At 72.0% G+C, this 25,205-nt stretch carries 21 protein-coding genes; 11 read left to right on the top strand and 10 right to left on the bottom strand.

The window, feature by feature from the left end; all coding sequences use genetic code 11:
- The first annotated feature begins 68 nt into the window (after positions 1-68).
- Positions 69-596, top strand: coding sequence for a GNAT family N-acetyltransferase (locus P3T29_RS14945; protein WP_280716916.1), 528 nt, complete (start codon positions 69-71; stop codon positions 594-596).
- Positions 597-611: 15 nt separating this feature from the next.
- Here P3T29_RS14945 and murF read toward each other — a convergent pair whose 3' ends face one another.
- Positions 612-2,048, bottom strand: coding sequence for a UDP-N-acetylmuramoyl-tripeptide--D-alanyl-D-alanine ligase (gene murF, locus P3T29_RS14950; RefSeq protein WP_280716917.1), 1,437 nt, complete (start codon positions 2,046-2,048; stop codon positions 612-614).
- A gap of 450 nt (positions 2,049-2,498) precedes the next feature.
- Here murF and P3T29_RS14955 point away from each other — a divergent pair, with 450 nt between their 5' ends.
- The gene (locus P3T29_RS14955) at positions 2,499-3,404 is read left to right on the top strand and encodes a glycosyltransferase family A protein (RefSeq protein ID WP_280716919.1); all 906 of its coding nucleotides are present in this window, start codon (positions 2,499-2,501) and stop codon (positions 3,402-3,404) included.
- Here the strand turns inward: P3T29_RS14955 and murJ are convergent.
- Both murJ and P3T29_RS14965 read right to left on the bottom strand, forming a co-directional pair.
- Complete coding sequence (gene murJ, locus P3T29_RS14960) at positions 3,350-5,044, bottom strand: murein biosynthesis integral membrane protein MurJ (RefSeq protein ID WP_280716920.1); 1,695 nt, start codon at positions 5,042-5,044, stop codon at positions 3,350-3,352. The two genes, P3T29_RS14955 and murJ, sit on opposite strands and share 55 nt — an antisense overlap.
- Positions 5,045-5,124: 80 nt before the next feature.
- A complete protein-coding gene (locus P3T29_RS14965; protein ID WP_280716921.1) occupies positions 5,125-6,813 on the bottom strand; it encodes a UDP-N-acetylmuramoyl-L-alanyl-D-glutamate--2,6-diaminopimelate ligase in 1,689 nt (562 codons plus the stop codon).
- A gap of 773 nt (positions 6,814-7,586) precedes the next feature.
- On the opposite strand from P3T29_RS14965, the gene P3T29_RS14970 reads away from it, so the two are divergent.
- Entirely contained in the window at positions 7,587-7,988 is a 402-nt protein-coding gene (locus tag P3T29_RS14970; protein WP_280716922.1) for a transglycosylase SLT domain-containing protein, read from the top strand.
- Positions 7,989-8,368: 380 nt separating this feature from the next.
- Here P3T29_RS14970 and P3T29_RS14975 read toward each other — a convergent pair whose 3' ends face one another.
- Both P3T29_RS14975 and P3T29_RS14980 read right to left on the bottom strand, forming a co-directional pair.
- Positions 8,369-8,971 carry a hydrolase gene (locus tag P3T29_RS14975; protein WP_280716923.1) on the bottom strand — a complete coding sequence of 201 codons (603 nt, stop codon included), beginning with the start codon at positions 8,969-8,971 and terminating at the stop codon, positions 8,369-8,371.
- A gap of 32 nt (positions 8,972-9,003) precedes the next feature.
- A complete protein-coding gene (locus tag P3T29_RS14980) occupies positions 9,004-11,232 on the bottom strand; it encodes an MMPL family transporter (protein WP_280716924.1) in 2,229 nt (742 codons plus the stop codon).
- Positions 11,233-11,362: 130 nt separating this feature from the next.
- On the opposite strand from P3T29_RS14980, the gene P3T29_RS14985 reads away from it, so the two are divergent.
- The gene (locus P3T29_RS14985; protein WP_280716925.1) at positions 11,363-12,097 is read left to right on the top strand and encodes a TetR/AcrR family transcriptional regulator; all 735 of its coding nucleotides are present in this window, start codon (positions 11,363-11,365) and stop codon (positions 12,095-12,097) included.
- Between the two features lie 41 nt (positions 12,098-12,138).
- On the opposite strand, the gene P3T29_RS14990 is transcribed toward P3T29_RS14985, so the two are convergent.
- Positions 12,139-13,242, bottom strand: a complete 1,104-nt coding sequence (locus P3T29_RS14990; protein WP_280717003.1) for a PP2C family protein-serine/threonine phosphatase — start codon at positions 13,240-13,242, stop codon at positions 12,139-12,141.
- Between the two features lie 72 nt (positions 13,243-13,314).
- Positions 13,315-14,379, bottom strand: coding sequence for a CehA/McbA family metallohydrolase (locus P3T29_RS14995; RefSeq protein WP_280717004.1), 1,065 nt, complete (start codon positions 14,377-14,379; stop codon positions 13,315-13,317).
- Positions 14,380-14,688: 309 nt separating this feature from the next.
- On the opposite strand from P3T29_RS14995, the gene P3T29_RS15000 reads away from it, so the two are divergent.
- The 4 genes from P3T29_RS15000 (at position 14,689) to P3T29_RS15015 (ending at position 19,025) form a co-directional block, all read left to right on the top strand.
- Positions 14,689-15,876, top strand: a complete 1,188-nt coding sequence (locus tag P3T29_RS15000) for an alpha/beta hydrolase-fold protein (protein WP_280716926.1) — start codon at positions 14,689-14,691, stop codon at positions 15,874-15,876.
- 98 nt (positions 15,877-15,974) lie between these two features.
- A complete protein-coding gene (locus tag P3T29_RS15005; protein ID WP_280716927.1) occupies positions 15,975-16,940 on the top strand; it encodes an NAD-dependent epimerase/dehydratase family protein in 966 nt (321 codons plus the stop codon).
- 137 nt (positions 16,941-17,077) lie between these two features.
- The gene (locus P3T29_RS15010) at positions 17,078-18,499 is read left to right on the top strand and encodes an oxygenase MpaB family protein (protein ID WP_280716928.1); all 1,422 of its coding nucleotides are present in this window, start codon (positions 17,078-17,080) and stop codon (positions 18,497-18,499) included.
- A 226-nt stretch (positions 18,500-18,725) separates the two neighbouring features.
- Entirely contained in the window at positions 18,726-19,025 is a 300-nt protein-coding gene (locus P3T29_RS15015; protein WP_280716929.1) for an SCO5918 family protein, read from the top strand.
- A gap of 82 nt (positions 19,026-19,107) precedes the next feature.
- Here P3T29_RS15015 and P3T29_RS15020 read toward each other — a convergent pair whose 3' ends face one another.
- Positions 19,108-20,439 carry an erythromycin esterase family protein gene (locus P3T29_RS15020; RefSeq protein ID WP_280716930.1) on the bottom strand — a complete coding sequence of 444 codons (1,332 nt, stop codon included), beginning with the start codon at positions 20,437-20,439 and terminating at the stop codon, positions 19,108-19,110.
- Positions 20,440-20,501: 62 nt separating this feature from the next.
- Here P3T29_RS15020 and P3T29_RS15025 point away from each other — a divergent pair, with 62 nt between their 5' ends.
- Together P3T29_RS15025 and P3T29_RS15030 are read left to right on the top strand one after the other, a co-directional pair.
- A complete protein-coding gene (locus P3T29_RS15025; RefSeq protein WP_280716931.1) occupies positions 20,502-21,071 on the top strand; it encodes a helix-turn-helix domain-containing protein in 570 nt (189 codons plus the stop codon).
- Positions 21,072-21,223: 152 nt separating this feature from the next.
- Positions 21,224-22,126, top strand: a complete 903-nt coding sequence (locus P3T29_RS15030; protein WP_280716932.1) for an NAD(P)-dependent oxidoreductase — start codon at positions 21,224-21,226, stop codon at positions 22,124-22,126.
- 119 nt (positions 22,127-22,245) lie between these two features.
- Here P3T29_RS15030 and P3T29_RS15035 read toward each other — a convergent pair whose 3' ends face one another.
- Together P3T29_RS15035 and P3T29_RS15040 are read right to left on the bottom strand one after the other, a co-directional pair.
- Positions 22,246-23,829 (bottom strand): DEAD/DEAH box helicase, encoded by a 1,584-nt coding sequence (locus tag P3T29_RS15035; protein ID WP_280716933.1) that lies wholly within the window; start codon positions 23,827-23,829, stop codon positions 22,246-22,248.
- 317 nt (positions 23,830-24,146) lie between these two features.
- Complete coding sequence (locus P3T29_RS15040; RefSeq protein WP_031068443.1) at positions 24,147-24,350, bottom strand: cold-shock protein; 204 nt, start codon at positions 24,348-24,350, stop codon at positions 24,147-24,149.
- 257 nt (positions 24,351-24,607) lie between these two features.
- On the opposite strand from P3T29_RS15040, the gene P3T29_RS15045 reads away from it, so the two are divergent.
- Positions 24,608-25,141 carry a GNAT family N-acetyltransferase gene (locus P3T29_RS15045; RefSeq protein WP_280716934.1) on the top strand — a complete coding sequence of 178 codons (534 nt, stop codon included), beginning with the start codon at positions 24,608-24,610 and terminating at the stop codon, positions 25,139-25,141.
- Positions 25,142-25,205: the final 64 nt, after the last annotated feature.

Below are 25,205 nucleotides of genomic sequence, written 5' to 3' on the forward strand. Positions count from 1 at the left end.
CCGCAGCTCTCCGCCATGGGCCCGCTCGTCGTTGCCACCGAAGTAATAGGCAGATAGCCTCTTTGCCCATGACGCTAACTTTCGCCCTGCACCCCCCGCTCGATCTCGGACTCCGCGAGGAGTTCATCCGGCTCTGGACGGACGCCAGCAACGCCGGCGGCGCCGTCGGCTTCGTCCCGCCGGTGACGGTGGACCAGGCGCGGGCCGCCGCCGAGAAGCACTTCGCGGGCCTCGGGCCCGGCTGTCCGGACCGGCTGCTGATCGCCCGCGAGGTGGGAAGCGGGCGGCTGGCCGGGATGCTGATCTTCGAGGACATGCGCTTCCCGCTGATGGACCACTGGCGGCTGCTCAAGCTGGTCATGGTGCACCCCGACCTCCAGGGCCGGGGCTACGGCGCGGAGTTGATGGGCGAGGCCGAGCGGATCGCCCGGGGCTGGGGCCTGAGCGCCCTGCGGCTGACCCTGCGCGGCGGGCTCGGCCTGGAGAAGTTCTACGGCCGCTGCGGGTACACCGAGGTCGGCCGGGTGCCGGCGGCCCTCCGGGTCGCCCCCGGCGACGACCGGGACGAGGTCACCATGTGGCTCGACCTGCGCTGATCCCCCGGCTGCACGTCAGACGTCCGGCGATCGGCGGCCGGAGACCGCCGCGCGCGTCGCGGCCCGCGCGGCGGCGTCGGGGTTGGTGAGGCGCCTCGCGGTGTCCTCGAGTCCGGTGCTGTGCGATCCCTTGACCAGCACCAGGTCTCCCGGCTCCAGGTAGTCCCGCAGGAGTTCGAGGGCCGCGTCCCGGTCGGCCACCAGCGTGCTGGTCACGCCGGCCAGCAAGGCCTGACCGTGCATCAGCGCGGCCTCGGCGCCGCCGACCGCGATCAGGTCCGTGACACCGGTCGCCGCCACCCGGCGGCCCAGCTCCACGTGGTGGGACCCGGACTCCGGGCCCAGTTCCCGCATCTCGCCCAGTACGGCGACCACCCGCCGCCGGCCCCCGGCCATCGCCGCCAGCGCCCGCAGGGCCACGGCCATCGAATCGGGGTTGGCGTTGAAGGCGTCGTTGACGACCGTCACACCGTCCGGGCGCTCACCGACCTCCATCCGACCCGGCGTCAACTGCCGGGCCGCACTGAGCGCTTCGGCGACCTGGCCGAGACCGGCACCGAGCCCGAGCGCGACGGCGGCGGCAGCGGTGGCGTTGGCCACGTGGTGCTCCCCGTACATGCCGAGCCTCACCCGGGCACCCGCGCCCTGCCAGGTCAGGGTGAAGGACGGTCGTCCGGCCTCGTCCAGCGCGATGCCGGTGGCACGGATCTCACCTCCCAGGCGGCCGAAGGTCAGCACCGGGGCGAGGCTCCTGGACGCCATCGACATGACGTACGGATCGTCGGCGTTGAGGACCGCCAGGCCGTCCGGAGGGAGGGCCTCGACCAGTTCACCCTTCGCGGCGGCGATGGCCTCCTTGCTGCCGCCGAACTCACCGAGGTGGGCCGTGCCGACGTTGATCACCAGACCGACGGCCGGCGCGGCGATGCCCGTCAGATGCGCGATGTGCCCGGCCCGGCTGGCGCCCATCTCCAGCAGCAGGTGGCGGGTGCCGACATCGGTGTGCAGGACGGTCAGCGGCAGGCCGATCTCGTTGTTGAAGGACAGCGGTGTGGCGACGGTCGTGTCCATGGTCCGCAGTACCTGGGCGAGCAGGTCCTTGGTACTGGTCTTCCCGGCCGAACCGGTCAGTGCGATCACCGTCGGTAAATCCAGCCTGGCCAGCACGGCGCGCGCGAGCTCGGCCAGCGCCTCCAGCACGTCCCGGACGATGATCGCCGGACCGTCCACCGGCCGCGACGCCAGTACCGCGACCGCGCCGGCACCGACGGCGGCGGCCGCGAAGAGGTGGCCGTCGGTGCGCTCGCCGGGCAGTGCGACGAAGAGCGAACCGGGTTCGGCCAGCCGGGAGTCGACGACCGCCGGCCGGTCGACCACCGCTCCCGGATCGGGCACTCGGTACAGGGTTCCCCGTACGGTCTCGGCGATCTCCTGCAGGGTCATGGGGACCACGGCGGCTCCGATCCGTCGACAGGTGTGTCCCGGCTGGGCCCTGTCTGACAATTCCCGTCGGATCAGCGCGCAACTCCCCCAGCCTTCGGCCGGGAGGTACCCCCACGGCGCCCGGCTGGGCGTGCCGGCGGATCGGCCTCGTACTCGGTCGTACGTGGCCGATCCGCCGGTGCGTCCAGGCGGGATGGCTGGGGGTACCTCCCGGCCGAAGGCTGGGGGCGCGTCGTGCGCCCGGCGGGAATTGTCAGACAGGGCCTGGGCTCCGGCCAGACGCTAGCGCTCGGACGGCCCGGCGGCGCGTTCCGCCACACGGGATGGGGCCATGGGGGTGCACCGAAGGCGGCACACGCCCTGCCTGACCACCTGCCACCGCCCGGCCTGGGACGATGCCGGGGACACCGGCGGTGGGTCTGCGACGCCCCCGAACGCGGAGACGAGAAGAGGTGCGGGATGGCGGACGGTTCGGCGCCCGTGAGCGTGGTGATCGCCGCCTACGATGCGGAGCGGACCTTGGGCGCGGCGGTGGCCTCGGCGCTCCGGCAGGTCCCCCGGCCGGCCCAGGTGATCGTCGTCGACGACGGATCGCGGGACGGCACAGCCGGAGTGGCCGCGTCGTTCCCGGACGTGCTGCTGCTCGAGCAGGACAACCAAGGGCCCTCGGCGGCGCGGAATGCCGGGATCCGGGAGGCCTCCCAGCCCTGGGTGGCGTTTCTCGACGCGGACGACGTCTGGCTGCCGGGCAAGCTGGCGCGGCAGCTGGCCGCGTGGGAGCGGCATCCGGCGGCGGTACTGCTGGCCGGCGACTGGCTGCGGGCCGAGCCCGCCGGGGTCGCGGCTCCCCCGGCCGTGACCGACCCGCCGGAGACCCTGCTGAGCTACCGGGAGCTCCTGGTGCTCAACCGCTTCCAGACCTCCACCGTCCTGGTACGCGCAGACGTCCTGGCGGCCTGTGGCGGATTCGATCCCGCGCTGGACGGCGCCGAGGACTGGGATCTGTGGCTGAGGTGCGCCAAGTTGGGCACAGCCGTCAAGCTCGACGTACCGCTGGTGGTCTACCGCGACGAACCGACGGGCTACAGCAAGGACCTGCCGCGCCTGTACCGCAGGATGCTCACGATGCTGAGCCGGGAACGCGTCTGCACCACACTGACTGCGGCCGCCTTCGCCCAGGTGGTGACCTGGCACCACCTGCGTTTCGCCCTGGCCTTCCTGCTGGCCGGTCAGCCCGAACGGGTGCGGGACGTACTGCGGGAGCTACGAGTGGCAGGCCTCGGCCGGCATGTGCCCGCCGCAACCGCCCGCTACCTCGCCCCCTTCCTGGGCGGGCGGGCGTTGCGCCGGCTGCGCCGGAGCTGAGGCGGGGCGACCGGCGCCAGCGCCGCCATGCTCAGACAGACGGGCAGCGCCGCAGCGGCAACCGTCAGGCCCGCGAGGAGCGGCAGCACCGCCCCCGTACCGGTCACGGGCGCCATCGAACGCACCTTCAGCCAGGCCAGCACACCGGTCGGCAGGCTGGTCGCCACCGCCCGGGTCAGCGCTCCCAGCATCGGCGGCTCGTCGCCTGCCGGGCCGAGCCGTCGGCGGAGGACGGCGGCGGCGGCCACGGCGGCGGCCGTGTAGCCCACGGAGACGGCGGCGGCGATGCCCTGGACGCCCGCCGGACGGTACAGGGCCGTCGCCAGGAGCACCGTGAGCCCGTTGTTCAGCACGTACAGCCCGAAGGCCGAGCGCAGGTCCTGCATCGCCTGGAAGACCCGGACGAAGTAGAGGTAGGCCGAGAACCCCGGCAGGCCCAGGGCGAGCAGGGCCAGCACCTGGCCGGTGACGGCCGCCCCGGCCGCGCCGGTCGCGCCGTGCCCGAGCAGGAGGCGGACGATCGGATCCGCCAGTGCGGCCAGCACGGCGGCGATCGGCACCATGAGGAGGATGAGCAGGCGCAGTCCGGCGGCCACCCCCGTACGCAGGTCCCGGACCCGGCCGGCGGCCCAGTGGGCCGACCAGGAGGGCTGCCGCGCGCCGGTGATGGACACCGCCACCACACCGAAAGGCACCTGGAAGAACGTGTACGCGTAGGTGTAGGCGCTCACCCCGCCGGGTCGGCTGTTGGCGAGCAGCAGCACCACGAAGAGCGTCGCCTGGTTCGCGGCGACCATGGCGAAGGTCCACCCGGACAGCCCGGCCACCTGCCGGACGGCCGGGTGGCGCGGCTCCCAGCGCCAGCGCAGCCGCGCTCCGGACCGGCGCACCCCGAGCACCACGACCAGCGCCTGGGCGACGACACCGGCGGTGGTGCCCAACCCGAGCACGGCGAGCAGCGCCGGATCGGCGAGCGCCTGGCCGGTCGAGGTGTGCCGCAGGGTTCCCGACAGTGCGAGCAGGACCGCGATGAGCACCAGGTTGTTGGCGATCGGAGCGAACGCCGCCAGCGCGAACCGGCGCAGGCTGTTCAGCACGGCCGTACCCAGTGCGACGACACCGTAGAGCAGCACCTGCGGAGCGAACAGCCGCAGCAGCCGCACCGCCACGCTGCTCTCGGCGCCTGCCGTCTCCGCCGGAGCGACCAGGGTGTAACCGCGCATCAGCGGCCCGGCCGAAGCCGCCACGAGGGCTGCGGCGAGGACCAGGGCGACCAGGCAGACGGTCACCACGGCGGAGACACCGGCCCATCCCTCGTCGTCCGGTCCGTCGTCCGGGGCCCGGTCCTGCTTCCGTTGCAGTCGTGCGACGAAGACCGGGACGAGTGTGGCGGACAGCACTCCGCCCAGGACCAGGTCGTAGACCATGTTGGGCGTCGTGTTGGCGAGGTTGTAGGCGTCCGCCAGCGGGGTGATGCCGAGGGCGTACGACAGGGCGAAGACCCGCCCCAGCCCGGTCAGCCTGGACAGGGTGGTGCCCACCGCCATCGTCAGTTCCGGCCGGAGCGCGCCCTGCCACCGGCGGAAGCGAGAGCCGTCACCGGTCATCCGGGGCTCAGGTGACAGAGGTTTGCCCGACACGCCGATGACCTCGAGTTCGTGAAAGCGGATCCTGGGTGGAATGGGGGCCGTGGTTCGAGGCGGGACGGGCTGCCGGTCGGCTACGGCGACAGTGCCCCGTACGGCGGGCCCTCGTCGGCAAAGCCCAGGACCCCGCTGGGGACGTTCCCGGTCGCGCCGTGCGCCGGGTGGCACTTCACCACCCCGAGCCGGAGGCGTTCGGCCTTTCTCCGCACGGGGGTCCCGGTGCTGCCGCCGTCGGCCCAGCCACGGGCCGTGAGGACGGCCCGGGCCTGCTCCCGGTCGTCGAACGGAACGGCCCGCCCGGCCACGGACTGCGTCGTCTCATGCCCTCGTCCGAGGATGAGCACGACGTCGCCGGGCCTGGCCACCGCCACGGCCGAGCCGATCGCGGCGGCCCGGTCGAGCTCGACGACCACCTCCCGGTCCGGGCGTTCCAGCATGCCGGCGAGCATCTGGGAGACGATCCCCTGCCGGTCTTCGTCGCCTGGGCTGTCGCTGGTGAGGATGACGGTGTCGGCGGCCATCGCGGCCCGTCCGGCGTCGGGGCGCTTGTGGCGGTCCCGGCCACCACGGCAGCCGACGACCAGATGCACCTGGCCGCCTCGTTCGACCAGCCGGCGAGCGGTTTCTATCTGAGCTCTGAGTGCGCCGGGCGTGTGCGCGTAGTCGACAACCACGAGAAACGGCTGGCCGACATCCACCAGCTCGGACCGCCCGGGAATGGGTTCGCAGGTCGCGATCCCGGTGGCCGCCGCCTCCGCCGGCACTCCCAGCGCCCGCGCGGCGAGATACGCGGCGGCAACGTTGGTCGCGTGGCAGGCACCCACGACGGGCGCCGACAGCTCGACGGACCCGGCCGCGTCCTCCAGCCGGATGCGCGTGCCGTTCAGGTCGCTGGTCGTGTCCGTGATGCGGACCTGCGCCCGGTCGGTGCGACCGAACGTGGTCGTGGGAACCCTGCTCTGGTGCGCGAGCCGGACACCCCATTCGTCGTCGACGCACACGAGCGCCTGTCGGCAGCGCTCGGGGGTGAACAGCAGCGACTTGGCGTAGTAGTACTGCTCCATCGTGCCGTGGTAGTCGAGGTGCTCGGCCTCCAGGTTGGTGAAGACCGCGACGTCGAAGGTGACCCCGCCCACGCGGTGCTGGTCGAGCGCGTGGGAGGACACCTCCATCGCCACGGCCCGCACCCCTTCCCGCCGCATCCGGACGAAGGCGCGTTGGAGTTCGGTCGCCTCCAGCGTGGTCAGCGGCGACGTCCACCGGTGCCGGCCGATCCGCGTCTCCACCGTGCCCAGCCGCGCCGCAGGCCAGCCGGCCGCGACGAACGCGGAGTGCAGCAGGTAGCTCACAGTGGTCTTGCCGTTGGTGCCGGTCAAACCGGCGATCGACAGCCCGTCCGCCGGACGGCCGTGCAGAACCGCAGCCACCGGACCGATGGCCCAGCGTACGTTCGGCACTCGCAGCTGCGGCACGTCGAGATCCAGGAAGTGCTGCACCAGCAGAGCGCGGGCACCGGCCCGAACGGCGGTCTCCGCGTAGTCGTGGCCGTCGAAGTGAGCCCCGGAGAGGGCGCAGAACAGCCAGCCCGGGCGGACCTGTCGGCTGTCGTGCGTGCAGTCGACCACGCCGACGTCCCGGCCCCGATGCTCGGCACCGGGCCAGCCGGCCATCAGCTCGGACAGCCGGACCGCGCGGCGCGAGTCGGCACCCACCGCCCGCCAGGAGGCCTGGTCCGGCGGACGCGATCCCGTCGGGTTCACCACCACATGTCTCCATCGAGCGGACGGGGCACCCGACGAAGGATCCGTATCCCACAGGGTGCCGTGCCCCAGTGCGCCAAGGCGCGCCTGAGCCATCGGGCCGGAATCGGCCGACACGCCGAAGCAGGCACTCGGTCTGTTCGAGCACTGCTCCGACGCTAGGCGAGGAGGGCGACACGTGCAGCTCGGAGGTGACTACGCTACGTGAGGATCCGGGCGGCCCGATCCCGCCTGCACACTCCGTGGGCGCGGCTCGACGCATGGTCCGCGCCACATAAATCGGACATTTAGGACGGCTGGCGGGTGAGGGTCCTCACAGGCTCCGGGGGAGTACGGAGTCGGATAGTTGATCGTCCGCCCAACCGGGACGGGGCGGCGGGTGCCAGCGGCGGGCCAGAAACGGCGGTTCGGCAGGTTTGAGGGTGTAGCGGACGATTCGTGCAGGTCAGTGGGGTGAACCCGGGCTTAGAAGGTGCCGAAAAGCGGTGGTTTGAGGTACCGGGCAACGGGTAGTCGGGGCGGGTTCCGGGCAGGTGATCGTCCGGGCCGGCTACTACGCGGCGTCGTACCAAGGGGGTCTTGGCGGCTGTCATCGGGCCCGCTAACAATTGCGGAGTCGCCAGAGACCGCAGCACCTGTCCCGCTGCGGTTCTCGTTCGCCAGGCCCCGCTCACAGCGGGTCCCCGCGCCTCACCCCGACCGCACGAGCCCCTGTCCGGCCGTACGGATCTCCCGTGGGTGGAAGCGCAGCCAACCGATTGAGGATCAACTTCCCCATGCGCATTTTCTCCACCCGTCTGCGTACCTCGGCCGCCCTGCTCGCCTCCGTCGCCGGTATCGCCACCCTCGGCAGCGTCGTCGCCCCCAGCATCGCCAGCGCGGCCACCCCGGCCTCCTCCGCGCAGGCTCTCGCAGCGCAGATCGTCCCCGCCAACCAGCTGGCGTCGTTCAAGCAGATCGTCTCGCACGAGAGCAGCTGGAACACCACCGCCACCAACGGCTCCTCCGGCGCCTACGGCCTGGTCCAGGCCCTGCCGGGCTCCAAGATGGCCTCGGCCGGCGCGGACTGGAAGACCAACCCCGCCACCCAGATCAAGTGGGGCCTGAAGTACATGGACGAGCGCTACGGCAGCCCGAACGCCGCCTGGGCGTTCTGGCAGACGCACCACTGGTACTAAGCCGAACCGGCTCTACCGAACCCGAACCACCTCCTCCCTCCGAATAGCCACTATCGCGGCGCTCCGGGCGTCGGACAGGGGCGTCCCGGGGCGAAGACGGAGGGGCCCGGTGCGCGAACTCCGCGCACCGGGCCCCTCCGTCTGCACTCGGACCCACCCGGCCCGCCTGTCCCCCGCCTCCCGACTCGGCCTCAGCTGACGGGGAGCTACCAGCACTCCCCCACCACCCCGGCTGCTACCCCTGGGCCGACCCTGACCACACGTCAGAGTCCGCCCCGGGGTAGCAGCCGGGGTGGTTCCTGATGTGCCACCGCGAGCCGCAGCACCACCCAGGCACCCGGGAACCGTCAGCGCAAGATCAGCGCCAGGTCAGCGCAGGGTCATGAAGCCGGGCCGGACGACGGCCGGGTCTTGGTGAACAGTTCGACGATCTCCGCCGTCGTGCCGCTCTCGCTCAGCCGGGGGAAGATCCGCTCGACGCTGTTGCGGTGGGCCTCGGCGTCACGGTCGGAGACGGCGTCGGTCGCGATGGTGATGTGGTAGCCGTGTTCGTGGGCGGCGCGGGCGGTGGACTCGACGCCGATGCTGGTGGCGATACCGGCCAGCACGATCTGTGTGACGCCCCGGCGGCGCAGCTGCAGGTCGAGGTCGGTGCCGTAGAACGCCCCCCAGTTGCGCTTGGTCACCATGATGTCGCCGTCGTGCCCGGCGAGCTGGTCGATGATCTGGTCCCACCCGGCGGGCGGGGTCCAGGCGGGACCGGGAGTCTCGTTACGACCGGGCACCAGGTCGGCGTCGTCGGCGGCGAAGGAGACCCGGACCAGGACGACCGGGGCGCCGTGGGCACGGAAGGTGTCGGCGAGCTCGACCGAGCGGTCGATCACCTGTGCGGCGGAGTGCGGGGTGACGGGTCCGCCGACGATGCCGTTCTGCAGGTCGATCAGGACCAGCGCGGTGCGCTCGTCAAGTGTGGTCAGTGCCATGGGGATACCTCTCTCGGTCGGACAGCTCGGAATCAGTCTGCCGTAGCGGGCCGGTAGTGCTCGGGGTGGCCCTCGATGTGCAGCTGCGGGAGCGCGCGGTCGAGCCAGGCCGGGAGCCACCAGTTGCGGCTGCCCAGCAGGTGCATCACGGCCGGTACCAGCAGCATGCGGACGAGCGTCGCGTCGATCAGGATCGCCGAGGCCATCCCCACCCCGATCAGCTTGATCGGTATGTCGGGAGCCGGCACGAAGGCCGCGAAGACCGAGACCATGATGGCCGCCGCCGCAGTGATCACCCGGGCGGTGGTGGCCAGGCCGCCGACGATCGCGCTGCCGTTGTCGCGGGAGGCGAGCCACGCCTCGCGCATCCGGCTGACCAGGAACACCTCGTAGTCCATCGACAGGCCGAACAGCACGGCGAAGGTGAGCACCGGGACGAAGGCCGGCAGCGGGGTCGGGTTGTCGATCCCGATCAGCCGCCCGGCGGCCCCGCCCTGCAGGACGAGCGCGACCACTCCGTACGCCGCCCCGACGGAGAGCAGGTTCATCGCGGCCGCCTTGAGCGCGACGGCGAGGCTGCGGAACGCCACCAGGAGGAGCAGCATCGAGACCGCGACCACGCCCCCGACCAGCAGCGGGATCCGGCTGACGATGTTGTCCGTACTGTCGATGGAGGCGGCGGTGAGTCCGCCGACGTGCACCTGCAGACCATGGCCGGCGACGGCGCCGGGGATGACCCGGTCCCGCAGGTCCCGGACCAGGTCCTCGGTGGCGGTGCTCTGCGGGCCGGACTTGGGGACGACGGTCAGTACCGCCGCCGTCCCGGCCGCGTCGAGCCGCGCCGGGGTGACGGCCGCGACGTCGGGCAGGGCGGACAGCACCGCGCTCAGCCCGGGCAGCGCCGCGCGGTCGGCGGGAGCGGCCAGCTCGGCGACCAGCAGCAGCGGGCCGTTGCTGCCGGGGCCGAAGCCCGCCGTCACACTGTCGTACGCCTGACGGTTGGACCGGCCCGCCGGGTCGTTGCCCGCGTCGGGGAAGCCGTACCGGACGCCCAGGAACGGCACGGCCAGCGCCAGCAGGACGACCACGCCGATGACGGCCGCGACGATCCGGTGCCGCTCGACCAGCCTGCTCCAGCGGAGCCAGCCGGGGCTGATCTCGTTGGCGGGCCGCTGCGCGCCGCGCCGTGGGAGGGGCAGCCGGAGCCGGTCGATGTGGCGGCCGAGGTACCCGAGCAGGGCGGGGAAGAGCGTTCCGGACGCGACCAGGACGACCAGGACGGAGAGGATCGCGGCGAACGCGGCCCCACGCATGAAGGACAGCCCCATCGCGAACAGCCCGAGCATGCTGATCACCACGGTGAGCCCGGCCACCAGCACGGACCGTCCGGCGGTGTCGAGGGTGGCGACCGTCGCGGCCTCCGGCTCCAGCCCCTCCGCCCGCCACTCGCGGTAGCGGGTGACGAGCAGCAGCACGTAGTCGATGCCCACGCCGATGCCCATCATGGCGGCGAGCGAGGTGGACCAGTCCGGCAGCGGCATGATCGTGGCGAGCACTGGCAGCAGGATGCTGCTCACCGCCAGTCCGGCGACGGCCGTGAGCAGCGGCAGACCGGCCGCCACCACGGAACCGAAGGTCAGCAGCAGGATCAGCGCGGCGGCGGCCATCCCGATGCCCTCGGACCCGATCGACCCCATTTCGGCCTGCTGCACCGTGACACCGCCGAGGTGCACCTGTACCCCGCCGCCCGACCGCGCGGCGATGTCCAGCAGGTGCTGGGTGTCCGCCTTGGGCATGTCGGACGGGTTGCCCACGTCCAGGCGCAGCGTGGCCATACCCGTACGGCCGTCCGCCGAGATGGAGCCGGGCACGGCGTACGGGCTCTGGACGCTCCGGACATGCGCGACGGTGGCCAGCTGCCCGAGCAGGCCCTCGACCTGGGAGCGGATCGCGGGCGTGGTGATCGGGTCGGCGGCGTGCACCACGGCGCTGATCGTCTCACCGGACTCGGTCGGGAAGTCGCGGACCAGCAGCAGCTGGGCGGTCTTGGAGTCCGAGCCGGGCGCGGAGTAGTCGGCGCTGTACTTGCCGCCGAACGCCGAGGCCAGCCCGAACGCGACGCCGAGCGCGACCAGCCAGAGCAGGACGGTCGTCCCCCTGCGCCGGAAGCTCCAGCCCGCAAGTCGGCCGAGCGGGCCTGCCCGGTGGCGGGTTTCCGCCCCGGCGGGCGCTCCCCGGCTACCTATGACGGCTTGGGACATGCGATCCTCCGACGTGACTGCTGACGTGATGCCGCTTCATGGACGTTACGAGACGTAACACTTATGATGTGGCATACGGATTGTCAACGCCCTGTGCCCCGGATCACAGCGGCCGGAGAACGGAGCCGCCATGCCCACGGATTCCACGACTGTGCACAGCCGTAGGGAGCGCGTCAGGGCGGCCACGGTGGAGGAGATCAAGCAGACGGCGCTGACGCTGATGCGGGAGTCCGGCACCGCCGAGGTGCGCTTCACCGACATCGCCCGGCTGATGGGCATCACGGCCCCGGCGCTGTACCGGTACTTCGCCGACCGCGACGAGCTGCTCACCGCCCTGGTGGCCGACTCCTTCGACAGCCTGGCCGCCGCACTGGCCGGCGCCCAGGAGTCGGTACCCGCCGACGACCTGGGCGGCCGGTTCCTGGCCATCTGCTCGGCCTACCGCTCCTGGGCACTCGGCGATCCGCAGCGCTTCGCGCTGATCTTCGGAGTACCCGTCCCCAGCTACCAGGCCCCGCCGGACGGCCCGACCGCCGAGGCCGGACAGCGGGCCCTGGACCACCTCGCGGCCCTGGTCACCGACACCGCGCGGCTCGGACGCCTCGGCCCCCCGCTGGTCGCCCCTGCCGCCCCGGCCGTCCCGGCGGCAGCGGGCACCCTGGCGGAGAAGACGGAGCACTGCGCCGACGGCCTGGCCCCGGAGATCTACCAGGTCCTGCTGCTCACCTGGTCGACGCTGCACGGCTTCGTGTCACTCGAGGTGTACGGCCACTTCAACTGGCTGGACGCCACCACCCTCGACCACCTGTTCACCACCCAGGTACGCGCGGCTGCCCTCGTCGCGGGCCTGGTCCAGCCGGCCTGACCCTGGGCGGCCTGACCCGGTGGCGCGCGAACGCCCCCGGGTCAGGCCGAAACGCGGCGGAGCGCGATCAGCACCGCGTCGTCCCGCAGCGGGCCGCCGACCCACGCGCGCAGATCGCGGCGGAGGTGGTGCAGCAGGGCCTCGGGCCCCGCGCCCGGCCAGAGCACCACCCGGTCGGCGAGCGGGTAGAACGCGCGCTCGGCGTTTCTGGCCTCGGTGATGCCGTCGGTGTGCAGCAGCAGGGTGTCGCCGGGCTCGAAGGCGAAGGTGTCCGTGTAGTAGACGATGTTGGGGATGCCGCACATGCCCAGCGGCGGCGCGGGCCGGGTGGCGTGCAGCGTGCGGACCTGGCCGCCGCGCAGCAGAAGCGGCGGGGGATGTCCGCAGTTGGTGATCCGGATGACGGGTTCCAGGTCGGGCACGTCCAGCAGGAGGGTCGTGACGAAGTGCTCCCGGAGCTCCTCGTCGGTGTCGGCCAGCTCGGCCAGGTTGCGGCAGAAGCTGGCTTCCAGGCCGACGGCCAGGTCGACCAGGCCGGCGTGGTGGTGGGCCAGCTCGCGGAAGGCGCCGAGCACGAGCGCGGCGTCGCCGATGGCTGGTAGTCCCTTCCCACGGACGTCGCCGATGAGCAGCCGGGTGCCGGAGCCGGTCCGGGCGGCCGCGTAGAGGTCGCCGCCGACGAGGGCCTCGTCCTCGGCGGCCAGGTAGGTGGTGGCCACCCGGAGCGGGCCCAGCCGGTTCGGCAGGGGGCGGAGCAGCACCTGCTGCACCGCCTCCGAGACCGTCCGCACCTGCGCGAGCTCGCGGCCGCGCCGCTCCCGTACCCGGCAGTAGAAGACGATGACCGCCGAGACCACCAGCAGCGCGGCGATCTGCGTCTCGTGGTTCGCCGTCCCCAGGCCGCCGTGCAGCGTCCCGATCACCACCTGCGCCGCCACCGCCGCCGCACCGATCAGCGCGGTGAGCCGGGAGCCGGCGAACGAGGCGGTGATGGCGGGGGCGACCACCAGCAGCGGGCCGAGGTGGATGTCGGACGGGGAGGAGATGTCGGCGATGGAGATCAGCACGATGAACGCCAGCGGGAGCAGCACCAGGAGATGCCCCGTCTTCCATGACTCCCGCAGGTCCGCCAGCGCCCGTCTCATACCCACGTCTCCCACCTTGCACCGTCCGCCGCTCCCCCACACCCGGACCTGGTGTGGGGCGGGCAGCGACGGTCAGCCGGTGGCCCGCAGGAAGACCGGGTTGGTCATCGCCGCCATCGGTCCCCAGGGCAGGGCCGGGCCCGTCGAGTTGCCGTGGCCCGGTGTGCCGTCCGGGTCGGGGTGCCGGACCTCGGCGCGGACGTAGGAGGCGAGCGAGGCGGTGGCCCGCCAGGTCACCGTGCCGGAGCCCGAGGCGGGCAGCGACTCCTGGTGCGTCTGCCCCTCGTCGGTGATGAACCGGACGGTGCCGCCGGGGACCCCGGCGACCGTCAGCCGGACGTCGGCGAAGGCGTCCGCCGGGACGGTCAGCGTCTGCCCGATCCCGGCCTGCCGACCGTGACCGGTGACGGCGAAGTCGAGCTGCACGGCGGCGGACTCGGCGAGCCAGCTGCGGCCGGCCCGCAGTCCGTCGAGGATGTCGTCCCTGGTCAGATCGGCTGCCAGCACCACGTTGTGCGGAGCGCCGATGACCTGCGGCACGCTGTGCGCGTCGCTGTTGCCGACTGCGGGCAGCCACGGACGGCCGTGGCGCAGGGCGTCGCCGAGCATCGCGTCCCAGGTGTCCACGGCCGACTCGTCGTCGTAGGTCCAGGGTCCGTTCCAGATCTCCACCGCGTCCGCGTCCTGGTACCCGAACTTCCACTGACAGGCCACGTACGGGCAGTACGGGTGCGCGGGCACGACCAGGCCGCCCGAGCGGTGCACCTGGCGTACGAAGCGCGCGTACGCCTCGTCGCGCGAGCGGTACCGCCAGTCGACCCACTCGCCGGGCGGGAGGCCGAGGGCGAGCCAGTGGCCGTTGCGGGTGGTGATCTCCTCGCCCGTGATAATCAACAGGTCGGGCCCGGCGTAGTTGCCCCAGGCGCCGTGCGAGGCGGGGGTGTTGTGGTCGGTGGAGACCATGAAGTCCAGGCCCGCCGCCCGCGCACCGGCGGCCACCTCCTCGGGCAGGCGGCGGCCGTCCGAGTAGACGGTGTGCAGGTGGCAGTCGCCCCGGTACCAGGCCCGGCCTCGGCCCCGGGCCCGCTCCGGCGGGCAGTTCGGGGTGAAGCCCGGCCCCGGGTCGCCGAAGTGCAGCGTGACGTCGACGGTCCGGTTGTCGCGGTGCGTCGCGCCCTCTCAGACTCCGGCGCGCCGGGCCGTCCCGGCAAGACCGCACGAGCCCGCTGACTGCCCCAAGTAGCCTTTATTGTCCGGGAGTTCACGTCGATATGATCGACAGTCAAGCGTACGCTCAACGCATAGCCACGCCGGGCCCGGCCGCGCCGCGCCGGGATCACGCCGGAGTGTCCGTCCCTGCGGCCCACTCGCCCCTGGTGCACCCTGGACCTCTGGTGCACCCTGGACAGGGACACACCGAGCGAACGGACGGGGGCGACCGGACCCATGGGTCTGACCAGCCACAAGGTGCTGGCACTGTCGATAGTGATCACCGCGCTGACGGTGCTCGGCACCGTGTGGATCTGGCCCCGGCTGGCGTACCGCAGCTGGCCGGCGGTGTTCGCCAGGCTCGGCACCATCGTGGTCACCCAGCTCGCCGTGCTCTGCACGATCGGCCTGCTGGTCAACAACTCGTTCGTGTTCTACAGCAGCTGGTCCGACCTGCTGGGTACGGGCAACCAGGGTCCGGTCAACCTCCAGGGCGCGGTCGGCGCCGGCCCGAGCGCCGCCCCCGGCACCGGTCCGAGCCCCGGCACCTCCACGGCGAAGCCGGTCACTCCCGCCGGGGTGCAGACACTCGGCACCGAGACCGTACCGGGCACGGGCAGCGCCGGCCAGGACCCGGTCAAGGTCGGCGCGCTGCAGCGGGTGCGGATCCCCGGGGCGCTGAGCAAACTCTCCACGGACGGCTACGTCTACCTTCCGCCGCAGTACTTCCAGCCCGCGTACCGGGCGACGAAGTTCCCCGCGATCGCCGTGCTGACCGGCTTCCCCGGTGACGCCAAGAACCTGGTCACCAAGCTGGACTACCCGTCCATCGAGCTCCAACTGATCAACCAGGGCCGGATGAGACCGGTGGTCCAGATCCTGATGCGGCCCTCCCCCTCGATGCCCAGGGACAGCGAGTGCGAGGACATCCCGGGCGGCCCGCAGGCCCGTACCTACTTCACCCAGGACGTTCCGCAGGACGTCCAGGCGTCGTACCGCGTCCTCGGCGGCGCCGGGAGCTGGGGTGCGGCGGGCGACTCCACCGGGGGCTACTGCGCGCTGAAGTTCGCCATGACCGACCCCACCGTCTTCACCACGGCCGCCTCGCTCTCCGGCTACTTCAAGGCGGCCGAGGACTTCACCACCGGCGACCTCTTCGGCGGCAGCCAGCAGCGCCGCAACGAGGCCGACCTGAACTGGCGGCTCGCCAACCTCCCGCCGCCACCGGTCTCGGTCATGCTGGCCAACAGCAAGTCGGACGGCACCTCGTACGCCGACTCCCAGCCCTTCGCCGCCGCCGTGCACCCCCCGATGACGGTCGCCCAGGCGACGGTCGACTCCGGCGGCCACAACTTCACCACCTGGGTCAGACTGCTGCCCGCCTGCCTCGAGTGGCTCAGCACCCACCTCACCAACCCGGCCTGAGGCTTACCCAGTACGAACCGGCACGTCCGATGATCACCGATCGGTCACGAATGCGGAGTACCCGCCCTGCGCACCGGGCCGGGTGGAAGGCTGGGGGCATGGACGCAAGACGGGCCCTGGTGGTCGGCGGGACAGGGTTCATCGGGCGGTACGTGGTGGCGGAGTTGCTCCAACGTGGCTACCGCGTCTCCGTGTTGAGCCGCAGATGCTTTGTCGAGGATGCCACGCACGAGCTGGTCCGGGGGGACACGGAGCAGCTGGACGAGGACGGGTGGGCCGAGCTGCTGGCGGGCCATGACGCCGTGGTCTTCGCGGCCGGCCGGGACGACCGTACGGTGCCGCCCGCGCCTGCGGCGCCGTACTTCCACCAGGGCAACGTGGCGCCGGTGGAGCGACTCGCGGCGGCGGCGCGGCGGATGGGGTGCCGCAGCCTGGTGGTGCTCGGCTCGTACTTCACGGCCATCGACCGGCAGCGCCCGCAGTTGGCGCTCGCCAACCGGCATCCGTACATCCGGAGCCGGGTCGAGCAGGCGGCGGCCGCCCGCCGGGCGGCCGGGCCGGAGCTGCCGGTCGCCGTGCTGGAGATCCCCTTCGTGTTCGGCGCCTCGCCGGGCCGGCCTTCGCTGTGGGCGCCGGCCGGGCCGCTGCTGCGCTCCCGGCTGCCGCTGTTCGCGCCTCCCGGCGGGACGGCCGTCGTACCGGTACGGGCGGTGGCGCAGGCTGCCGCCGGGGCGGTGGAGCGCCGCGCGGCCGGTGACTACCCGGTGGCGGCGGAGAACCTGGGCTGGGCGCAGCTGGTGGAACGCATGGCCCTCGCGGCGGGCCGTCCTGGCCCGGTACGGGTCCACTCGATGCCGGCGTCCGTGTTGCACGCGGCCATGCGCGGCGTGGGCGTGAAGCACCGCCTCCGGCGGCTCGAGCCCGGGCTGTCGGCCCGGCTGGTCGGTCCGCTGCTCACGTCGGACCTGTTCCTCGACCCTTCGGTGTGCCGCGACGAACTCGGCGTCGTCGCGGGCGGTTCGGACGAGCTGGACGAGGCGATCCGAGACTCCTTCTCGACCTGAGCGCCTGCCGGGTGTCCAGCACGCACCTCGCCGAGCCGGCCCGGCGGGTGCGGTATGACTAGTTTCCGTTCGAGTTTCCCGGCGGACCGGAGTGAGCAGATCGGGGTGACATCCGGCACCCACCAGGAGTTTCGTCCATGGACAGCATCGCTCATCCCGGCACGGACCCCGAACCGCTGTTCCGGCGCGGCCTCAGCGAATGGCGCATCGGGCTCGTCGCTTGGCGGCTGCTGGTGCTGCAGACCTCGCACCCGGTCGTCGCCGCAGGCATGGCCGAGCACTCCACGTACCGCGCGCACCCCTGGCGCAGGGTGGAGCACACGATGGCGAGCGGCCGGCGGCTGGTCTTCGCCGACCAGGAGACGCTGCGGCGGGAGATCGCCCGGCTGAACCGGGCACACCAGCGGATCAGCGGCACCGACCGGGACGGCCGCGCGTACTCGGCCGAGGACCCGGTGACCCGGGCCTGGGTCCTGATCACGCTGTACGAATCGGTGGTGGCGATGCGGGAACTGTCCGGCAACCCGTACACCCCGCAGGAGTTGGAGCGGCTCTACGCCGATTTCGGCCCGATCCTCACGGAGTTCGGGCTGCCACCGGGCGTGCTGCCGGCTACCGCCGCCGACGTCCCTGGATACATCGACAAGATCGTGCGTGAGCAGCTGGAGTTCGGCCCGGAGGTGCGCTACCTGCTGTACGACATGCTCCGCGAGGCTCCCCGGCCGCGACGGCTGCGCCTGCTCGGCCCGCTCTGGCCCGTACTGCGGGCCGTGGTCGCCTCGGTGCTGACCTCGCTGACCCTCGCGGATCTGCCGCCCGCGTACCGGGAGCGGTTCGGGCTGCGCAGGACGTGGCGGAGCGCGCTGCTCTCCCGGGTGCTGCACCACGGACTGCGCCGGCTCATGACGCGGCTGCCGGACCGCTGGCGCTACCGGTCGGCCGGCGCCCCGGCTGCGGTGCCCGTGCCGGTGGCGGCGGGGAAGGTCCGCGTGCCGGCGCCCCGGCGCGGTCGGCAGCAGCGGCGTGACGCGCGCAGGCCCAAGCTCGGGCAGTTCTTCAGCCTGGTCCTCGACCAGACCGGCGAGGGTTACATCGACGCCAACGACCTGCAGGCGATGGCACAGAACGTCTGCTGGCAGCTGGAGCTCACCGACGGCGGCGAGGCGGAGGTCTACGCGGCGTTCGCCACCTGGTGGGAGCAGCTCCGCACCACCATGGACACCGACGGGGACGGCCGGGTCAGCCGGGAGGAGTTCGTGACCGCCACCGTGGCCCACTGCGACCGCGACCCGGCCTACCTCGAACGCGGCCTCCAGGTCGCGGTACGGGCGGTCTTCCGGGCGGCGGACACCGACGGCAACGGCTTCCTCGACGCGGACGAGTACCGCGTGCTCTTCGGCTCCCGCGTCCACCCGGCCGAACTCTCGCACGGCTTCCGCCAGTTGGACCTGGACGGGGACGGCTGGGTTACCGAGGAGGAATTCGTCCGAGGGTTCACCGAATTCTTCACGGCGCGCAGCGGCCTGGCCGCCGGCAGCCAGCTACTGGGATGCCCCTGAGCCCTGGGCGCCGCTGGGCGGAGGCGGGCTGTCCACCGGCCGCGCCCGGCGGGACCAACCCCGTCTCGCAGGCGAGAACCAACGCGAATCTCCGGGATGGCCCCTGGATTCGGTGATCATTAAATCGCGAGCGGTGATTTTCGCGGAATAATTCAGCACTTCCCCGTGGTTAATTAATGTGAAATGATCGGATCCCGAATATTTCTTCTCTATCTGCTGAGGCACTATGCGCTGCATCATCGCGGGCTACTCATTCGACCTCATCATGAGCGAGGTGCAGCTGCTGATGAAGGGCCGCCAGCCCGAGGCGATCACGGGTGAGTCGGTTCGGATCGGCCGTCGCGTGTATCCCGTCAAGCAGGTCGGCGAGGCGATCACCCGGCAGGACCGCCGTGACTTCAGCTCCCAGGACGTGACACGCGCGCTGGTGCGCCTCGGCTTCACCTGCGACGCGGCTCCGGCCCCCGCCACCGCCGGTCCGGCGGACTCGGCTCCGACGCAGCCGGACAGCCTCGTCCTCGGCTGACGTCCACACCTTCGCGTTCGGACGGCCGCCGCCGGGCCGGGAGAGGTCCGGCGGCTGCCTCGCCTTTTGCCGCCCCCCGGCGTCACTGCGGCTTCCAGTGCGAGAACACCTCCTGGACGTCGTGCGGGGAGTGGGCGAGCGCGGCGGGGTCGGGTTCGGCCGCCGTGACGTGGGAGAGGTGCACGATGACGTCGTAGGCGTCCAGCGGGCTCACCTCGGAGTAGAAGGTGCCGATGCCCGCGCGCTGTCGGGAGGCGGCCCGAACGGCTTCGGTGTCGGCTGGTGACAGCCGCCGCAGGTCGGTCGCGAAGGGTCCGTCGTGGCTGGCGGCCATGAGCGCGTCGAGGCTGCCGGGCTGGGGTGGGTCCAGGTGCTTGAAGAGTGTGCCGGTATAGAAGTCGGCCCCGGTGTTGAGGATCTCGCCGGTCCCCGAGGTCGTACCGATGACCAGGTAGTCCGGACCGAGCCGGTCGGCGAGGTGCATGCCCATCGGCGTCATCGGGGCCGTCCCGGGAATCGCACCGGGCCAGCGCTGGATGTGGCCGTTGTGGGCGGCGAGGACGATCCGGTCCTCCCTGCCCAGGATCCACTCGACCGTGTCCGCGATCGTGGCGTCGCGGTTGAACATCATCCCCTGCCGGTCGCCGCGAACCATCTCACGGCTGAACGTGTCGAGGGCGACCGTGACGCGGAGCGAAACCAGCGCGTGCTCGTAGGCGTCGAGCGTGGTCCGTCGAAGGTAGCTGAGGCGCCGGCCCGCCATGCGTGCCGTCAGCTCGGCAAGGCTCGCCGTCAGCGCGTCCCTGCGCTCGGGCGCGAGCTCCCCATAGGCGGCGATGGCCGCGGGCGCGGAGAACGCCGAGGCCGCAGCACAGGCGGAGGCCGTCTCCCGGACGCCCGGATCGACCTGGAACTCGGGATCGGCCTGCGCGAGGTAGGCGAGTACGACGTCCAGGCCGGGCAGCAGGGACACCATCGAGCCGGGCAGGTCGATCCCGTAGAAGCCGACGGGGTGTTCGGCGGTGCGATTGTGCCCCCGCATCCACTCCAGCTGGGCGCCCAGCTGCGTCCACAGCCCCATCAGCGACGTCAGGCCGTTGGCCATCACCCGACCAAGCTGGTCGCCACCGCCCCGGACCCAGCTGTCGACCTGCCGTCCCTCGACGAATCCGCTCTCCATCGCGTACGCACTGAAGCCGTGCCGTTCGACCAGGTGGCGCAGCAGGCGGTGGCGGAGCCGGTAGAACTCCCGGTTGTAGTGCGCGCTCTCGCCGATCGCCACCACCCGCGCCTGGCCGACCGCCTCGTCCAGCCATTCCAGGTCGTCCAGCGGCCCGGTCGGGTCCAGCGTGCGCAGCGGCACCACCGCCTCGTCACTCAGCCGAGCCGCCGCCGTCGAGGTGTTCGTGGTCATTCCCAGCCCCTCTCGTTCATTCCCAACTTTGGGAACAGTACCAAATATGGGATCGTCGGGGTGTGGACACGCGAGACCTACTCCTGCATCCCGTACGACTGCGCATCGTGCACGCCATGTCCGGCGCACGTGCCCGCACCACCTCCGAGCTGTGCGCCCGGCTGCCCGACATCCCCAAGACCACCGTGTACCGGCACGTCGCCCTGCTGGTCGAGGGCGCAGTGCTGGAGGTCGCCGAGGAGCAGCGCGTGCGCGGTGCCGTCGAACGCCACTACCGGCTGCGCCGGGACCGGGCGGCGATCGATGCCGACGCGGCCACGTCGATGTCCCTGGACGACCACCGCCGTGGGTTCGCCGCCGCCATGGCCGCCCTGCTCACCGAGTTCAACGCCTATCTCGAACGGGACGGAGCCGACCCGGGCGCCGACTCGGTGGGCTACCGGCAGGGCACCCTCTGGCTCAACCCCGACGAACTCGCCGAGATGGTCGGCGCATTGCGCGAGGTCTTCACGTCAAGGGCGGCCAACAAGCCCTCGCCGGGCCGCAGCCCCCATCTGGTGAGCGCGATCTTCTTCCCGGGCGAGGAGTCACCGCAGCACAGGACCGACCAGCAGGCCGACCAACGCTCATGACTCCACGTCAGCCGGGGACGGGCAGGACGGCGGGGCCTCCTGCACAGCTCGTGGGTGCGAAGCCGTCCGAGGCGGGGAGAGAGCGGTGCGCGGGTCTCGGCCGCCCCGCCGGGTACTGGTCGGGTGATCCGTCGGTATGCCAAGCTCTGCCCATGAGTTCACTCTCCATAGGTTTCATCGGGCTGGGCGTCATGGGCGAGCCGATGGCTCTCAACCTGGTGAAGGCCGGCACCCCGCTGCTGGTCTGGAACCGCACCGCCTCCCGGACCCACACCCTGGCGGCGGCCGGTGCCGAGGTGGCCCCCGATGCGGCGAGTGTGTTCGCCCGCTGCGAGGTCGTCATCCTGATGCTGCTCGACGACCCGGGTGTGGACGCCGTCCTCGGTCGCGGGACTCCGGCCTTCGCCGAGCGCGTCGCCGACCGCACGATCGTCAACATGGGGACTTTCGCGCCGACTTACTCGCAGGAGCTGGCGGCGCAGATCCGCGCCGCCGGCGGTCGCTACGTCGAGGCGCCGGTCTCCGGATCGAGCGTCCAGGCCGCCGCCGGCGAGTTGGTCGGGCTGCTGGCCGGGGAGGCGGAGGTCGTGGCGGCAGTGCGCCCGCTGCTCGAACCGATGTGCCGTGAGCTCACGTTCTGCGGGCCGGTGCCCAACGGCCTGCTGATGAAGCTGGCGGTCAACACCTTCCTGATCACCCAGGTGACCGGGCTGGCCGAGTCGTTCCAGTTCGCGCGCCGCCAAGGGCTCGATCTCGACCAGCTGGTCTCGGTACTCGGCGCGGGGCCACTGGCGAGCGCGACGATGCGGCTGAAGGCGCCCAAGCTGGCCGCCGAGGACTTCTCGGTCCAGGCGTCGATCACCGACGCGCACAAGGTAGCCCGGCTGATCACCGACACCGCCGCCACGGCCGGCATCGCCGCCCCGCTGCTCGACGTCTGCCGGGCGCTCTTCGCCGAGACCGATCAACTCGGCTACGCGGACGCCGATATGGCCGCCGTCGTCAAGGCCATCGAGGTCCGCGGCCGGGCGCTCGACGGCCAGGCCGACCGGTAGCCGGTAGCCGGTAGCCGAGGGGGGATGCCCCCAACAGGGTCTCTCGGACCCTGCAACGCGTTCCGGCCGCCGCCGGACCTGGAAAGGGTCCGGCGGCGGCCGCCGTACTACGCGCCGTACTACGCCGCGACGGAGCCGCGCGCCGACCCGCCCGTGCGGGGGGCCGAGGACGAGGACGACGAGCCGTTGCCCCGGCCCGAGTACGCGCGGCGGCCCCGGCTGCCGCCGGAGCGGCCGGAGGAGGAGGCGCTGCGGCGCGGCCGCTCGATCACGGGGTTCGCCACCACGACCGGCACGCCGGTGGGGGTGCGGGCACCGGTGATGCGGGCGAGTTCCTCGTCCGTGGAGTGCACCTTGACGATGTTGGGGGTGAGCTCGGCGGTGGCCATCATCCGGGTCATCTCGCGGCGCTGGTTGGGCAGTACGAGCGTGACGACGGTACCGGACTCGCCGGCCCGGGCGGTGCGGCCGCCACGGTGCAGGTAGTCCTTGTGGTCGCTCGGCGGGTCGATGTTGACGACCAGGTCGAGACCGTCGATGTGGATGCCACGGGCGGCGACGTTGGTGGCGATCAGCGCGGTGACCTGTCCCTGGCGGAACTGCTCCAGGGTGCGGGTGCGCTGCGGCTGGGACTTGCCGCCGTGCAGCGCGGCCGCCTTGACACCGTTGGCCAGCAGGTCCAGCACCAGGCGGTCGGCGCCGTGCTTGGTGTCGGTGAACATGATCACGCCACCCTCGCGAGAGGCGATGTGGGCGACCACCGAGTTCTTGTCATGGCCCTGCACGTGCAGCAGGTGGTGCTCCATGGTGCTGACGGTCGCGGCCGACGGGTCCACCGAGTGGGTGACCGGGTCCTCGAGGAACCGGCGAACCAGGCGGTCGACGTTACGGTCCAGCGTGGCGGAGAAGAGCATCGTCTGCCCGCCCTCGGCGACCTGCTGGAGCAGCTCGGTGACCTGCGGCATGAAGCCCATGTCGGCCATCTGGTCGGCCTCGTCCAGCACCGTCACGGCCACGCCGTCCAGCTGGCAGTCGCCGCGCTGGATCAGGTCCTTGAGCCGCCCGGGGGTGGCCACCACGACCTCCGCGCCACGGTTCAGCGCCATCGCCTGACGGCCGATCGGCATCCCGCCGACGACGGTCGCCATCCGCAGCCGGACCGCGTGGGCGTACGGGGTGAGCGCCTCGGTGACCTGCTGCGCGAGCTCGCGGGTCGGGACGAGGACCAGGGCCAGCGGGCGGCGCGGCTCCGCGCGCTGACCGGCGGTGCGGGCCAGCAGCGCGAGGCCGAAGGCGATGGTCTTGCCGGAGCCGGTACGACCGCGCCCGAGGACGTCGCGGCCGGCCAGCGAGTTCGGCAGGGTGGCGGCCTGGATCGGGAACGGCGAGGTGACGCCCTGGCGGGTCAGCGTGGCGAGCAGCGCCGCCGGCATCTCCAGCTCCTCGAACGACTCGACGGCCGGCAGCGCGGGGGTGATGCTGACCGGGAGCGCGAACTCGCCCTGCACCGAGCTGCCCTGACGGCCACTCGGGCCGGAGGACGAGCGGCCGCCACCCGAGGGGCGCGAGCCGTAACCACCGCCACCTGCGGGGCGCGCGCCGCCGTAACCGCCGCCACCCCCGGCGGAGCGGCCACCGGCGGCAGCGCCGGAGCGGGAGCGGGAGTTGGCGTTCTGGTAGGACGAACGACTGGAACGAGTCATGCGAGAACCTTCCTCAGGGCGGCACGTCACGAGGAACGCTCCGCGGCACAGGGCAGGGCGGAGATCGCACGAACGAGCCAGAGATGTGAAGCGGTGCGTGGACGGGTGAACCGTGCGGCACGCCACCTACGGTCGGCGCTCACCGAAGGACGGTGGCGGAAACCTCGAACCGTGAACAGTCACAGCGGGCGCTCCCCGGATCGCGGCGCGGTGCGTCTCGCGTGGGGGTTGATCGCCGATGGCTGAGCCAGGGGCCCGCGCCGTGCGGATGGCACGGCGCGGGCTCCTACTGCGGGCAGATGCCGGCGCAGGTGAAACTAGAGCGGACGAATGTTCTCCGCCTGCGGGCCCTTCTGGCCCTGCGTGACGTCGAACTCGACCTTCTGGCCCTCGAGCAGCTCACGGAAGCCGTTGGCGTTGATGTTCGAGTAGTGGGCGAAGACGTCAGGGCCGCCGCCGTCCTGCTCGATGAAGCCGAAGCCCTTTTCCGCGTTGAACCACTTCACAGTGCCATTAGCCATAAAAAAATTCTCCTTCAAGGGGCTGACCGGCCGCCGCGCTGCGCGGGGCCGCGTCGCCGCGATGATGACCCACCCGGGGAAGAGCCGGGGAAACAGAAATGCGCCTGCGGTCACAACCAGCAGGCGCACACACGAGTTCATGGGAACCAAAACTGCAACTTGGACGACTGTAGCAGGGCAGCGGCCTCAGCGGGACCCCCATTTGCCCCCACCTACCGATTACCACTGCGGCCCCCGCGTTCGAGAGGATGGACGACATGACCGAAATCCACACCCCCCGCCTCCTCCTCCGCCGCTGGACCGACTACGACCTCGCCCCCATGGCGGACATCAACGCGGACCCCGAGGTGATGCGCTGGATCGGCGACGGCTCGGTCCGCGACCTGGACCAGACGGCGGAGGCCATCGAGCGCTGGGAGGAGGAGTGGGACGAGGAGGGCTTCGGCTTCTTCGCCATCGAGTTGCTCGCCTCGGGCGAGCTGGCCGGTTTCGCGGGCCTGTCCGTGTCGGAGCCCCTGCCGGGGCTGCCGTCCGAGGTGGAGATCGGCTGGCGGCTCGGCCGGCAGTTCTGGGGCCAGGGCTACGCGTCCGAGGCCGCCCACGCCGCGCTGGAGTTCGCGCTGGAGGATCGCGGCCTCGACCGCGTCATCAGCATCGCCCGGGTGGGCAACGACGCCTCCGAGAACGTGATGCGCAAGCTGGGCATGGTCCCCGTGCACGAGACGACGCACCCGGTGTACGGCTACGCGCTGCGCGTCCACGCCATCGATCTCACCGAGTACCACTCCTGAGCCTCCTCTCTCCCGGCCGACGGCTGCGGGAGAGGGCCGGGCGCAGAAATGCCACCCTCGGCGC

It is taken from the genome of Kitasatospora sp. MAP5-34, assembly GCF_029894335.1.
In the GTDB taxonomy this organism is placed as follows: Bacteria; Actinomycetota; Actinomycetes; order Streptomycetales; family Streptomycetaceae; genus Kitasatospora.

Coding starts and splice junctions, on each gene's coding strand:
- P3T29_RS15000 (WP_280716926.1), top strand. CDS start 14,689: ATGGGTCTGACCAGCCACAAGGTGCTGGCACTGTCGATAGTGATCACC.
- P3T29_RS14945 (WP_280716916.1), top strand. CDS start 69: ATGACGCTAACTTTCGCCCTGCACCCCCCGCTCGATCTCGGACTCCGC.
- P3T29_RS14980 (WP_280716924.1), bottom strand. CDS start 11,232: ATGTCCCAAGCCGTCATAGGTAGCCGGGGAGCGCCCGCCGGGGCGGAA.
- P3T29_RS15045 (WP_280716934.1), top strand. CDS start 24,608: ATGACCGAAATCCACACCCCCCGCCTCCTCCTCCGCCGCTGGACCGAC.
- P3T29_RS14970 (WP_280716922.1), top strand. CDS start 7,587: ATGCGCATTTTCTCCACCCGTCTGCGTACCTCGGCCGCCCTGCTCGCC.
- P3T29_RS14985 (WP_280716925.1), top strand. CDS start 11,363: ATGCCCACGGATTCCACGACTGTGCACAGCCGTAGGGAGCGCGTCAGG.
- P3T29_RS15005 (WP_280716927.1), top strand. CDS start 15,975: ATGGACGCAAGACGGGCCCTGGTGGTCGGCGGGACAGGGTTCATCGGG.
- P3T29_RS14955 (WP_280716919.1), top strand. CDS start 2,499: ATGGCGGACGGTTCGGCGCCCGTGAGCGTGGTGATCGCCGCCTACGAT.
- P3T29_RS15030 (WP_280716932.1), top strand. CDS start 21,224: ATGAGTTCACTCTCCATAGGTTTCATCGGGCTGGGCGTCATGGGCGAG.
- P3T29_RS15040 (WP_031068443.1), bottom strand. CDS start 24,350: ATGGCTAATGGCACTGTGAAGTGGTTCAACGCGGAAAAGGGCTTCGGC.
- P3T29_RS15020 (WP_280716930.1), bottom strand. CDS start 20,439: ATGACCACGAACACCTCGACGGCGGCGGCTCGGCTGAGTGACGAGGCG.
- P3T29_RS14990 (WP_280717003.1), bottom strand. CDS start 13,242: ATGAGACGGGCGCTGGCGGACCTGCGGGAGTCATGGAAGACGGGGCAT.
- P3T29_RS15010 (WP_280716928.1), top strand. CDS start 17,078: ATGGACAGCATCGCTCATCCCGGCACGGACCCCGAACCGCTGTTCCGG.
- P3T29_RS15015 (WP_280716929.1), top strand. CDS start 18,726: ATGCGCTGCATCATCGCGGGCTACTCATTCGACCTCATCATGAGCGAG.
- P3T29_RS14975 (WP_280716923.1), bottom strand. CDS start 8,971: ATGGCACTGACCACACTTGACGAGCGCACCGCGCTGGTCCTGATCGAC.
- P3T29_RS15035 (WP_280716933.1), bottom strand. CDS start 23,829: ATGACTCGTTCCAGTCGTTCGTCCTACCAGAACGCCAACTCCCGCTCC.